Annotated in this window: 9 protein-coding genes; 7 read left to right on the top strand and 2 right to left on the bottom strand. The window is 61.3% G+C overall.

The genetic code is table 11. The features are described 5' to 3' along the window. Positions 1-11: 11 nt before the first annotated feature. The 7 genes from dsrM to ACI3L3_RS13665 all read left to right on the top strand — a co-directional run bounded on the left by dsrM (position 12) and on the right by ACI3L3_RS13665 (position 9457). Complete coding sequence (gene dsrM / locus ACI3L3_RS13635; protein WP_404845691.1) at positions 12-1055, top strand: sulfate reduction electron transfer complex DsrMKJOP subunit DsrM; 1044 nt, start codon at positions 12-14, stop codon at positions 1053-1055. 15 nt (positions 1056-1070) lie between these two features. Further along, positions 1071-2687, top strand: a complete 1617-nt coding sequence (dsrK, locus tag ACI3L3_RS13640; RefSeq protein WP_404845825.1) for a sulfate reduction electron transfer complex DsrMKJOP subunit DsrK — start codon at positions 1071-1073, stop codon at positions 2685-2687. Positions 2688-2701: 14 nt separating this feature from the next. Next, positions 2702-3085, top strand: coding sequence for a sulfate reduction electron transfer complex DsrMKJOP subunit DsrJ (dsrJ, locus tag ACI3L3_RS13645; RefSeq protein WP_404845692.1), 384 nt, complete (start codon positions 2702-2704; stop codon positions 3083-3085). Position 3086: 1 nt separating this feature from the next. Continuing rightward, complete coding sequence (gene dsrO, locus ACI3L3_RS13650) at positions 3087-3860, top strand: sulfate reduction electron transfer complex DsrMKJOP subunit DsrO (RefSeq protein ID WP_404845693.1); 774 nt, start codon at positions 3087-3089, stop codon at positions 3858-3860. 11 nt (positions 3861-3871) lie between these two features. Next, on the top strand, positions 3872-5029 hold the full coding sequence (dsrP, locus tag ACI3L3_RS13655) for a sulfate reduction electron transfer complex DsrMKJOP subunit DsrP (RefSeq protein WP_404845694.1): 1158 nt from the start codon (positions 3872-3874) through the stop codon (positions 5027-5029). 859 nt (positions 5030-5888) lie between these two features. Next, positions 5889-8225 (top strand): glycosyltransferase, encoded by a 2337-nt coding sequence (locus ACI3L3_RS13660; protein ID WP_404845695.1) that lies wholly within the window; start codon positions 5889-5891, stop codon positions 8223-8225. Then, the gene (locus ACI3L3_RS13665) at positions 8222-9457 is read left to right on the top strand and encodes a glycosyltransferase family 2 protein (RefSeq protein WP_404845696.1); all 1236 of its coding nucleotides are present in this window, start codon (positions 8222-8224) and stop codon (positions 9455-9457) included. The genes ACI3L3_RS13660 and ACI3L3_RS13665 overlap by 4 nt, the downstream gene beginning before the upstream one ends. A 63-nt stretch (positions 9458-9520) precedes the next feature. On the opposite strand, the gene uxx1 is transcribed toward ACI3L3_RS13665, so the two are convergent. Then, positions 9521-9718, bottom strand: a complete 198-nt coding sequence (gene uxx1 / locus ACI3L3_RS13670) for a UXX-star selenoprotein family 1 (RefSeq protein WP_404845697.1) — start codon at positions 9716-9718, stop codon at positions 9521-9523. A gap of 55 nt (positions 9719-9773) precedes the next feature. After that, on the bottom strand, positions 9774-12719 hold the full coding sequence (locus ACI3L3_RS13675; RefSeq protein ID WP_404845698.1) for an EAL domain-containing protein: 2946 nt from the start codon (positions 12717-12719) through the stop codon (positions 9774-9776). Positions 12720-12804 lie beyond the last annotated feature (85 nt).

Consider the following 12804-nt stretch of genomic DNA (forward strand, 5'->3'; position numbering starts at 1 on the left):
GGTAGGGGCTTATGAACGCTTTGTATTCACTGTTCACAGTCTTCGCACTCATCCTGATCGCTCTGTTGGGTGCGGGGGCGCTGGGAATGCATACCCTTTTTGGGATCGTCATTCCCTATTTGGCGATCGCTCTGTTCTTTGTGGGCGTCGTCATGAAGGTGATCGGATGGGCCAAATCGCCCGTCCCGTTTCGCATTCCAACAACTGCGGGACAGCAGCTTTCCCATAGCTGGATCAAACATGACAAGTACGACAACCCCGCCACTGGCTGGCAGGTGTTCGTACGCATGGCAATGGAAGTGCTGTTCTTCCGTTCCCTGTTCCGCAATCTGGCTGTGCAGCGCTTTGGAAGCACCGAGGACGGAGTGGACATGAAGGTCCGCTATGCTTCCGCCAAGTGGCTGTGGCTGTTTGCGCTGATTTTCCATTATTCTTTCCTGATTGTGTTTGTGCGGCACTTCCGTCTGTTTACGAACCCCGTTCCCGCCTTCCTTACCGGCATTGAGTGGGTGGACGGATTCCTGCAGATTGGCGCGCCCACCTTGTACATCACGGACGTCACCTTGGTGCTCGGCGTTACGCTGCTCCTGCTGCGCCGTATCCTGCTGCCGCAGGTTCGCTACATCTCCATGGTGAATGATTTCTTCCCGCTGTTCCTCATCATGGCTGTCGCCTGTTCCGGCATCCTGCTGCGCTTCTTTGCCAAGACGGACGTCATGGGCATTAAGGAGATCACCATGGGCCTGTTCAGCTTCGCGCCCCCGGCGCAGCTGCCTGAGGTTGGCGTGGTGTTCTATGTCCATCTCTTCTTGGTCTGTGTGCTGATCGCGTATTTCCCGTTCAGCAAGCTGATGCACATGGGCGGTGTTTTCCTGTGCCCCACCAGGAACCTGGCCAACAACAGCAGGGCGAAGCGGCACGTGAATCCCTGGAACGATCCTTCCATCAAGGCGCACAGCTACGCCGCCTACGAGGACGAGTTCCGCGAAAAGATGATCGATGCCGGTCTGCCCGTGGAAAAGACCGTCGAACAGGCCGAAACCGAGGCCCAGTAGCCCAAGGAGATAATGATGGCTTGGAATGTGAAACCAGAAGAACTTTTGCAGTACGACTACAAAGTTCCTTCAAAGAATTGGATGGATGTTCCGCCCGAGTTCCATCCGGGCAACTGGTGCTACCCCGGCAAGCCCGATGTGGTGAACTATCTCAATGACGCCACCAAGGGCCAGTTCCCCCATGCCAGGGAGTGGACCCCCACCGATGAAGACTGGAAGCTGCCCGAGAACTGGCGCGAAATCGTCAAGAACGCTTTCCGCGAGCGCCTCGATAAGTATCGCTCCTTCAAGGTCTTCATGGACATCTGTGTGCGTTGCGGCGCCTGCGCCGACAAGTGCCACTTCTACATCGGTGGCGGCGACCCCAAGAACATGCCCGTGCTCCGCGCCGAGCTGCTGCGCTCCATCTACCGCGGCGAGTTTACGCTGGCCGGGAAGATTCTTGGCAAGCTCGCCGGCGCCCGGAAGCTGGAAGAGGACGTCATCAAGGAATGGTTCCTCTACTTCTACCAGTGTACTGAGTGCCGCCGCTGCTCGCTGTTTTGCCCCTACGGCATCGACACAGCGGAAATCACCATGATGGCGCGTGAAATCCTCCATGAGCTGGGCCTGAACATCAACTGGATCCTTGAGCCTGCGGCCAACTCGAACCGCACCGGCAACCACATGGGTATCCAGCCTCATGCCTATTACGACATGATGGAGTTCATGGTTGAGGATATCGAGGACATCACCGGTGTGAAGGTGAACTGCCCCGTGAACGAAAAGGGCCACGAAGTCCTCTTCATCACTCCCTCCGGCGACATCTTCGCCGACCCGGGCACCTACACCTACATGGGCTACCTCATGCTCTTCCATGAGATTGGCCTCGACTACACCTGGTCCACCTACGCTTCGGAAGGCGGCAACTTCGGTCTGTTCACCTCCGATTCCATGATGAAAAAGCTCAACGCCAAAATGTACGCCGAAGCCCAGCGACTGGGCGTGAAGTACATCATCGGCGGTGAGTGCGGCCACATGTGGCGCGTCATCAACCAGTACATGGACACCATGAACGGTCCCTCCGGTCTGGAAACCCCGGTCAGCCCCATCACGGGAACGCGCTTCGAGAACTCCGCGTCTACCGGCATGATCCACATCACCGAGTTCACCTCGGACCTGATCAAGCACGACAAGCTGAACCTGGACCCCAGCCGTAACGACCATCTGCGGGTTACCTTCCATGACTCGTGCAACCCGGCTCGCGCCATGGGTCTGCTCGACGAGCCTCGGGAAATCATCAAGAGTGTGTGTAACAACTTCTATGAGATGCCCGAGGATACCATCCGCGAGAAGACTTTCTGCTGCGCTGGCGGCTCCGGTCTGAACACGGACGAGTTCATGGAGATGCGCATGCGTGGCGGTCTGCCCCGAGGCAACGCCCTGCGCCACGTGCAGGAAAAGCACGACGTGAACATGCTCGCCACCATCTGCGCCATCGACCGTGCGACCCTGCCGCCGCTGGCGAACTACTGGGCACCCGGTGTTGACGTAACCGGTGTGCACGAGCTTGTGGCCAATGCCCTTGTTATGAAGGGTGAAGGAAAGCGCGAGACTGACCTGCGCGGTGAAGACCTGCCCAACGTGGAGTAATGGAGGGTACCTAAATGTATGACGGTGGAAAAATCATAGCCGGAATCATTGTGTTCCTCGGCTTGATGACGTTCCCGTTCTGGTACAACGTGGGCCAGGCGGCGTATGAAACGCCCGAGCTGCAGAAGCCCACGAAGGCCAAGGAATGCATCGAGGATGCACAGTGGATGAAGGCAGAACATATGCATCTGCTCAACGAATGGCGCGATGAAGTCGTTCGTATGAACAATCGTATCTACACCAGCAAGAAGACCGGCAAGCACTTCGAGATGAGCCTGCAGAAAACCTGCATGGACTGCCACTCCTCCAAGGAGAAGTTCTGCGACAAGTGCCATGACGCCGCTGCAGTCAGCCCGTACTGCTGGGACTGCCATATCGCTCCCAAGGAGGGTATGTAGGATGAAAAACACTCGACGCAACTTCCTGAAGGTCGCGGGCATCACGGCGCTTGGTGTGGCCGCTGGTGCAGGTAAGGCTGCTGCCAGCTACCTGCCCCATTACGACCACATGACCCCCAGCCCCGAGGCGCGCACCGCGAAGCGTTGGGGTATGGTCATCGATACCCGCAAGTTCCACTCTGCGGACGACTACAAGCCCCTCATCGAGGCCTGCCACAGCTACCACAACGTTCCTGAGTTCGACGGACCGCAGGAAATCAAGTGGATGTGGCTGGAGAGCTTCCACCACACCTTCCCCAATTCTCATGCTGAGTACTTGTCCGAAGATGTGGAGCATCGTCCCTTCCCGCTGCTGTGCAACCACTGCGAAGAGCCGCCCTGCGTGCGCGTTTGTCCTACGCAGGCCACCTTCAAGCGTGAAGAAGACGGCATCGTGATGATGGACATGCACCGCTGCATCGGCTGTCGTTTCTGCATGGCTGGCTGCCCCTACGGCTCGCGTAGCTTCAACTTCCAGGATCCCCGCAAGGGCCTGAAAAAAGAGAATCCCGAGTACCCCACACGCACCAAGGGTGTGGTGGAAAAATGCGACTTCTGCGTTGAACGTCTGGCTCAGGGCAAAATGCCCGCCTGCGTCGAAGCAGCAGAAGGCAAGATCCTCTTTGGCGACCTGGAAGACAAGAACTCCGAGGTCAGGCGAGCCCTGGCGGAAAACTACACCATCCGCCGCAAACCGGACCTGGGCACGAGCCCCAGCGTCTTCTACATCATCTAAGGTGGTGAGCCATGCTGGAAAAAGCGCTTACTGGAGATAAGAGATACTGGAGCTGGATAGGCTTCCTGCTGGTTCTCATCGCCATAGGCTTCGGCGCCTATGTGGTGCAGTTCCAGGAGGGACTGGCTGTCACCGGCATGAGCCGTGACGTGTCTTGGGCATTCTACATTGCCCAGTTGACCTATCTGGTTGGTGTGGCAGCCTCCGGCGTTATGCTGGTGCTGCCCTATTACCTGCACGATTATAAAAAGTTCGGCAATTTGGTCGTCTTCGGCGAGTTTATGGCTATCGGCGCTATCATCATGTGCCTGCTGTTCGTCATCGTCGACCTTGGCCAGCCCCAGAGGCTGTTCAACCTGCTGATCCACCCCACGCCGAACTCCATCCTGTTCTGGGACGCCATGGTTCTGAATGGATACATGCTCCTGAACATCATCGTGGGCTGGGCCTCCCTTGAAGCCCAGAAAAAAGGCGTCCCCTACGCGAACTGGGTGCGCGCGCTGGCAATCCTCTCGATTCCCTTCGCGTTCTCCATCCATACCGTGACGGCGTTCCTGTACGCCGGTATTCCGGGCCGCCACTTCTGGCTGACCGCTATCATGGCTGCACGCTTTCTGGCCTCTGCGTTCTGCGCTGGTCCGGCCATCATGCTGCTGCTGCTCATGATCGTGGAGAAGGTCGCGGACTTCAAGATCGGCAAAGAAGCCGTGCGCACCCTGGCGAAGATCATTACCTACGCCATGGCCGCCAACGTGTTCTTCTTCATGCTCGAGCTGTTCACCGCGTTCTACTCCAACATTCCGGGACACAAGGCGTCCATCGTCTACCTGTTCTCCGGTCTGGAAGGTCACACCGAGATGGTGCCCTACTTCTGGACGGCGGCCGTGTTCGCCATCCTGTCGCTGGTGCTGCTCATCCCGTCCAAGACCCGTAACTGCAAGCCGGTGCTCATCTTCGCCCTCATCATCCTCGTTATCGCAACCTGGATCGACAAGGGCCTCGGCCTCGTCGTGGCTGGTTTCATCCCGAATATGTTCGAGGGTGTTACCCCATACATGCCCACCGGCATCGAGCTGACCATCTCCATGGGCATCTACGCCCTCGGCGCGCTCATCGTGACCGTGCTGTGGAAGATCGCCGTCAGCGTCAAGAAGGAAGCCGCCTCCTAAACGCGCGCTCCGCTTCATGACACCATAAGGCCCGCTCCCCAAAAGGAGCGGGCCTTTTTTGTCGCGCCCGCCGCGGCGTCGGGAAGAGAAAAAGCATGCCTCCGGCGGCTCAAGGAAATGATTTCCTTGAGAATCCTCATAATTTTCGGGGCGGAAGCCGCCCCGAAAATAAGGATGGGTAGGGTCGTCTGTCTCTTTTTTGCTTCACACACTCCCACAGGGATTCTCACCGCCCAGCCACACCCTCCAAGCCCCCCAAAAAAGTCCACACGCCCGAGAGCCATACAGGGGTGACGACCGCCCAATCCACACGCACCCGGCCTGTGCGCACGCAGGATTCTTAAGGACGGTAGTCCTTAAGCCGCCGGAGGCACAATAAGCCCGCGCACAAGCACCACCCCCCAGCCAAAAGGCACCCCAAAGAAACCCGAGAGCCATACAGGGGTGACGACTGCCCAATCTACACGCACCCGGCCTGTGCGCACGTAGGATTCTTAAGGACGGTAGTCCTTAAGCCGCCGGAGGCCAACTAAGCCAGCGCACAAGCACCACCCGTCAGCCAAAGAGCGACCAAAAGAAATATCTCCCACGGTTCCAATCTGTTGTGCTTTGAGCTGTGTGGTGAGCTGTGCTGTTGGCAGGGGAGTTGCTTGTTTTGGTTGTGAATACTGCATTTTCTTGTCGTGTTCTCCTGCGCTTTTGCGTTCGTAATCCATTCCAATGATTTGCGCAGATGCAGTTGTCTGACCGTGGCATGACGCGCCGTGTCGAAAGACTGACACGGGCATTTGTCGTTGCAGCGTGTATCGACGGCTGGGGCTGATGCCTTGGCTGGTGGAAGCGTGAATTGGAGGGGACGATGACGCATTGGGATGATGTTGGGCTTGGGTGCGTGTTGGTTGTGGATGAGCGAACGCTGGTCCAGTCGTTGGTGACGCTGGAGTCGGTGCGCTGGAGGGGGCGTGCTGGGTTGGTGTGCGTGTTCGGCATTGGCGACAGCGTGACGGCGGTGCTGGGGGCGCTGCACTTTCCGGGGATGCGGGTGGTGAACTGCGCTGATGTGCTGGAGAATATTCCGGATGGGGCGACTCCGGCGGACCTTGCCCCGGCGTGTGCGCTGTGGCTGCTGAAGGCGGCCCCGCAGCTTCTGGGAGTGGCGATGCTGTCGCACGAGACGGTGCTGTGCCGCCCGGTGGATGAGCTGTACGCGTCGGCGGCGGAGGACGCGGCGCTGTTTACGTTGCGTGGTGGGCGCGCTCCGGGAACAGGCGCTGATGGCGCGCCGCCGTTTGTGGGCGTGCCCCGATGCCGCGCGGGCTACCAGACGCTGACGCGCTGGACGCGTGCGGCGTTGGAGGGCCGCGCTGACGATGTGGATGACATTATGCGCGGCATTGCGAAACGCGGGGATTGTGCTGTGGTTGCGCCGTGGACTATGGACGCGCCGTTGTCAGGGAAGCTGGATGGCGAGGAGCCGTTGCTGCTGGATGAATGCCTTGTTGGCCTGTGCTGGTTTTGGAAACCGGTGATTATGGAACCGAACACGTTTGTGCCGTGCTTTGATGAATCGTGGCAGCCGGGCCTTGAGGCGCTGGAGCGGGTGGTGCTGCCCATGGTGCGCCGCCTTGCGGCGCTGACGGCGTTGGTGCGCAGTGTGGCGCCGGACTTTGACTGGCGGGTGCCAGTGTCGGCCAAAGCGGTTGGGGCGCGGCATGTGCTGGTGACGTGGCACGAGCCGGGAATGCCGCGCCTGCGGGCGCCGCACCTGCCTGTGCGCTTTGACGGCGATATCGTGGTGTACCTGCCGCCGGAGATGGTGGCGGCCAGCCCGGTGCTGCGCCCTGCGGAAGGGGGCGAGTGCCTGTGGCATATGGATGACCTGCGCGGCGCGCCCCATGACGAGGCGGTGCACGCGGTGGAACATTTGTGCAGCGGGGCGACGGTGCTTGCGGAATTTGCGCAGAATCTGCGCGAGCAGCGCGAGACATTCCCGCGTCATGGGGAGCTTCTTGGGCGCGAGGCCGCATTGCTGGCGGCGTCCGGACAGGGCGAGGCCGCCTGCGAGCGATACCTTGAGGCGTGCGCGGCGGACCCCTTTGATGAAGATATGACGCGAAAGGCGGCGGGGTGCCTGCTGGAATTCGGGCGCGAACAAGAGGCCTTTGCCCTGCTTGGAAACTGGCTGGATGCGTCGCCGGATTCCACAGAACTCTTTGCCCTGCACCAGCGGCTGATGCGGGCACGCATCGCACGATGCATTCAGGAGTGCGACGTGGACGAGACATGGTACGAGCGGCGGCAGTATACGCTGAGCGTTCTGGTGTCCTCCTACGCGGCTGAGGCCTTTATGCGGGAGTGTCTGAGTGATGTGATGAACCAGACCGTGGCCGATGAGCTGGAGGTGCTGGTGGTTGATGCGGCGTCGCCGGAGAATGAAGGGGCGATTGTCCGCGAATTTGCGCAGAAGTATGGAAACATCAGATACATCCGCGCCCCGCGCCGCATTACGGTGTACGAGGCGTGGAACGTGGCGGTGATGCTGGCGCGCGGGCAATTTCTGACGCCGTTTAGCACCAACGACCGCTTGCACAGCGCGGCGTATGAGCGCCTGCTTGCGGCCATCCGCGAAGACCCGGCCATTATGCTGGTCTTTGGCAACACGCGCCTGACGGATGCGCCGCACGGCACGTTTGAGCACCATTCGCCAAGCCCGGAGAGCGGCGGCTATTGGGAATGGCCGGACTATAGCTTTGCGTACAATCTGGATAAACCGACCGTTGGGCCGCACCCGGTGTGGCGGGCCAGCGTGCATGATTCGGTGGGGTACTTTGATGAGCGGTACGAGCGGGTTGGCGATCAGGATTTCTTCCTGCGTGTGGGGCGCGCGCACCGCGTGGTGAACATCCCGGACTTTACGGGGCTGGCGTGGCTGGACCCGGACGCGGTGTCGCGAAATATCGCGGCTGTGCGGGAATTTGGGAGCATCCAGCGTCGGTATAAGCGCCGCGCGTATGCGGACATTGTGGAGAACGTCATTGCGCAGAATGCGGTGTCGCTGGCCGAGGATACCCTGCGCGCGGGCGGCAGGGGCGCTGGAGTACCTTTGGCGGGGCGCTTGGTGCATGGCTTGCCGGATACGGCGCTGGTGCGCGGCATGCGCAAGCTCATAGCCCGCATGGAGGAGCGCGCCCTATGAGTGCTGTCAGCGTGTGCATCCCCGTGTACGGACGGCAGGAGCTGACCCTGCGGTGCCTTGAGGCGCTGTGCCGCCATAGTCCGGCGCGGGCGCTGGAGGTTGTGGTGGTGGATAATGGCTCGCTGGATGGGACGCCCCAGCGTGTGCCGCAGCGCGGGGCGGAACTCTTTGGGGAGCGGTTCCTGTACGTGCGCCGGGAGCGCAACGACGGGTTTGCCATTGCCTGCAACGAGGCCGCGCGGCATGCCACAACGCCCATGCTGTTCTTTTTGAATAACGACGCGGAGGTCTGCGAGGGGTGGCTTGAGCCGCTGCTCAAGGTGTTCCGCGAGGAGCGGCGCATTGGCGCGGCTGGGCCTGTGCTGACGTACCCGGAGACGGGGCGCGTGCAGCACTGCGGCATTGCCTTTGATCCGTTTTTGCATCCTGTGCACCTGTACGAGCACTTTCCGCCGGACCATCCGGTGGTGCGGCATCGCCGGCGGGTGCAGGCCTTGACCGCGGCGGCGCTGATGGTACCGGGACAGGTTTTTGCAGATGTTGGTGGCTTTGATGAGGGATACGTCAACGGGTATGAGGATATGGACCTGTGCCTGCGGCTTCGCGGTGCGGGGTGGCGGCTTGTGTGTGTGCCGGAAAGCCGCGCCGAGCATGCCACCAGCTGTACCCCAGGACGGTTTGCCAACGAGGACGCCAACGTCCGGCGCTTTCGCGAGCGCTGCGGAGAGGCCCTTGTGCCCGACGCGCACCGTATCTACGAGGCGGACGGCTTTTTGCCGCGGTTTAACGACTGGCTGTCGCTGTATGTGGCAATGCCGGGGGAGACGCGTGTGGCGCTGGACGCGGGAGTGTGGACGGAGCGCAAGGCTGTGGAACAGACCCTGAAGCGCCACCCGTTGTGGGAGAACGGCTACCTGTTCTGGCACGACATTGCGGAGCGTGAAGGGTGCGCAGACACGGCATTTCTCGCGCGGTTCTTGCGGGCGGCGCTGTTTCCGGGCCGGGAGAGTTTTATTGATTTTGCGCAGGCGGCGGGAAATACGGGTGATGTGATCACCCAGCGCATTGCCATGGCCCGCCTGAAGCAGGCCGAGGCGCGCCAGCGCGACGGCGAGGGGCTTCGGGCGCGCGCCGATGCCATTGCCGACGCCGCCGAACGCAGCGGCGACGACGTGGCCCTGCGGATGTGCGTGCAGTGGTTCCGGGGCGAGGGGCGCGGCGGGGCGCGCTGAAAGGGTGGCAGCCTGTGTGACCGCTAAAAGGGGTGCTGGCGCACGGCCAGCGTGCTAAACGCCTCAGGTCCCGCCGTAGCCGACAGTGACGGCGCCGTCCTGCACTATGACCGGGACAAGGCGCTTGCCGCTGGAATGCTCCAGCATCTCGCGCATTTTGTCCGGGTTCTGTTTGACGTCATGGTATGCTGCGCCGGGGTGGGCCGACCTGGCCTTTTCCGTATAGGGTCAACCAGCTTTGCCGTAGATGATGATGCTCATGGCGTCTCCTCGGATAGGTGGTTTCGATAGATAGTCCGTGAAGACGCGGTGGTTGTCAATGTGTGCGTAGGTTCGCGGCGGCGAGGAGGCTTTCGGCCTCCCGCGCGGGCACGGGCTGGGAGAAGTAGAAGCCCTGCGCGCAGGGGCAATCGTACCCGCGCAATTTGTCCGCCTGCTCGGGAATTTCCACACCTTCGGCCACGGCGCTAAAGCCAAGATTCTGCGCCAACCCAACAATGGAGCGGACAATGGTGCCGCAGTCCGCGTCCGTGCAAATGCGCGAGACAAGGCTGCGGTCGATTTTTATGACATCAATGGGGAATTCCACCAGATAGCTGAACAGCGAATACCCGGTGCCGAAGTCGTCCATGCTAATGAGAATGCCCATTTCCCGCAGGCGGCCCAGTGTTTCCACGGCCACGGGGGCGTTTTGCATCAGCACGGTTTCGGTGATTTCAAACTTTAAGAGATGCGGCGGCGCGCCGGTGTCGCGCAGAATGTCGCGCACGTCCCCCAGCAGGGTGGGCATCATGAATTGCCGCGCGGAGAGATTGACGCTGACGGGGATGCTGAGGCCGCAGGCGTCGTGCCACTGGCGGACCTGACGGCAGACTTCGGTGAGCACCCATGCCCCAAGGGGAATGATGAGGCCGGTGTCCTCGGCAATGGGGATGAAGTCGTCGGGAGAGATGCGCCCAAGCTCCGGGTGATTCCAGCGGATGAGCGCCTCCAGCCCGGACATGTGCCCGGTGCCGAGGTCCACGATGGGCTGGTAGTATAGCTCAAAGTCCTGCTGGTCGAGGGAGCGGCGCAGGTCGGTCTCCAGCTTGAGTTGCCGTACGGCGTGGCAGTGCATTTTGTTGTTGAAGACCTTGAAGCGGCCACGTCCTTGCTCCTTGGCGCGGTACATGGCGGTGTCCGCGTCGCGCAGGATGGATTCCGCGTCCGCGTAGTCCTCGGAGATGAAGACAATGCCGATGCTGGCGGCGGTGAAGACCTCGCACCCGCCAAGGCGAGTGGGGCGGGTGATGGTGTGCAGAATGCGTTTGGCTACCTTGATGCTTTCGCGCGGGGCGCTTACGTCGTCCAGCAGTACGGCGAATTCGTCGCCGCCGAAGCGGGCGACGGTGTCCACGTCGCGTACGCAGGTGGTCAGGGTCTTGGCCACATGCGTCAGCAGCAGGTCGCCCACGGTGTGCCCGAGGCTGTCGTTGATGACTTTAAAGCGGTCAAGGTCCAGATACAGCACGGCGAACAGCGTTTCGGGCGAGCGCTTTTTGCGCCGCATGGACATGTCCAGATGATTGAGGAACAGACTGCGGTTGGGCAGGCTGGTCAGGGGATCGTGAAAGGCTTGGTGCTTGAGCTGGGCCTCGTATTCCTTGCGGCGGGTGATGTCGTCCACCGAGCCTTCAAAGTGCAGAATCTCGCCGCGCTTGTTGCGCACACACCGCGCATTGAAAGCCACCCAGATGATTTGTCCATCCCGGCGGCGGGCGCGGGTTTCGTGGTTGGAGACACTCCAGTTGGTGAGCAGTTTGCGCATGAAGGGGCGGTCGTCGCCTTCCTCAAGCAGCGGCGACGCGCCAAGGGCGCTGAAGGCCGTGAGCAGCTCCGCTGGCGTGTCGTAGCCAAAGATGCGCGCCATGGCGGGGTTGGCGTCGGTGTAGGTACCGTTTGGCGCAATGCGGAAGATGCCCTCCGTGGCGTTTTCGAAAATGCTGCGGTAGTCGGCTTCGGCCTCGCGCAGGGCATTTTCGGCAATTTCGCGCTCCAGAATTTCCGCCTTGAGCTTGGCGTTGGCCTGCTCCAGTTCGGCGGTGCGCTCGCAGACGCGGCGTTCCAACCTGTCGTGGGCCTCGCGCAGTTGTTCTTCCACGAATTTGCGTTCCGTGATGTCGCGGATGATGAAGACGACGTCCGCGTCTGCTCCGCGCGGAATGACGGAGACCGAAAGCTCTATAGGGAATTCCAAATCGCCGAGAACGGTTTCGAACTCCGCCGTGCCCCGGCGAGTGGCGGCTGGGGCGTCGGCGCGGGCGGAGAGGGAGATGCCCGTCAGCGTGGCAATGTCGTCCATGGACTTATGGAGCAGGTCGCAGATGGTTCGGCTGCGCAGTTCCTGTTCGGACAGGAGGAACATATCCAGCAGCGCGGGGTTGGAGGAACGGATGACGCCCATGCGGTTGGTAACCACAATGCCATCCGCCGTGGTGTTCATGATGGCGGTGAATGTGGACTGCGTGTCGGACAGTCGCGTTGTGGCGTCGTCCGCGGACTTTTTGAGCGAGGCGATGGACCCTGCAAGCTCGCGGGTGGTGGAGCGGATGGCGCGGGCGGCGTCGCCTACTTCATCGTCGGAGGTGATGCGCAGGTCGGCGGTAAAGTCGTGCCCGCGAACTTTGCGCGCATACTCTGCCAGATGCCGCAGCGGACGTGTTAGCCTGTTGGTGTAGACCCATGCGGCAAGGGCAAACAGCGCGAAGAAAGCCAGCGCAAGAATTTGGTGGTCCAGAATGGAGCTGTGCAGGGCGCTTTGGACCGGGCGGTGGTCCATGCCCACGTGCACGGTTAGGTCCGTGCCTGCCACAGGGCAGGAGCCGTCAAGGTAGCTCTGGGACTGTGCGGCGGAGATGCGGCGGATGCCGGTGGCGCTGGCCTGCATGGTGGCGGTCAGGAGCGGCTGTGGCACCTCGCCTGTAAAGGTATGGGCCACAGGGCGGCCCGCACTGTCGGTGACGAGCACATAGGACACGCCGTCAATAGTATCGATATGGCCCAAAAGCCCATCCAACGGCTCGGCCGCGCCGTTGGCCTGCGTGACGTCGCGCGCGAGGTTGGCGGCAAGGGTTTGGGCGATGGCGAGGGCTTTGCCCTCGTGCTCTGTGGTGAGGCGGGTGGACAGGCGCCACGCGGAGTATCCGCCGGAGGCGAGAGCCAGCGCGCCGAAAGCAATGATGAGAAAGACGAGAACGCGGAGAAAGATGCGCGGTGATGGCATGTTACATTCCTCCGGGGGGCAGGGCGGACATGACGCCGCGTCCGGGGCGTAGGGGCGCAGAAGCGACGCGCGGGAAAAAGGCACG

It is taken from the genome of Desulfobaculum sp. SPO524 (assembly GCF_044987625.1).
Taxonomy (GTDB): Bacteria; Desulfobacterota; Desulfovibrionia; order Desulfovibrionales; family Desulfovibrionaceae; genus Desulfobaculum.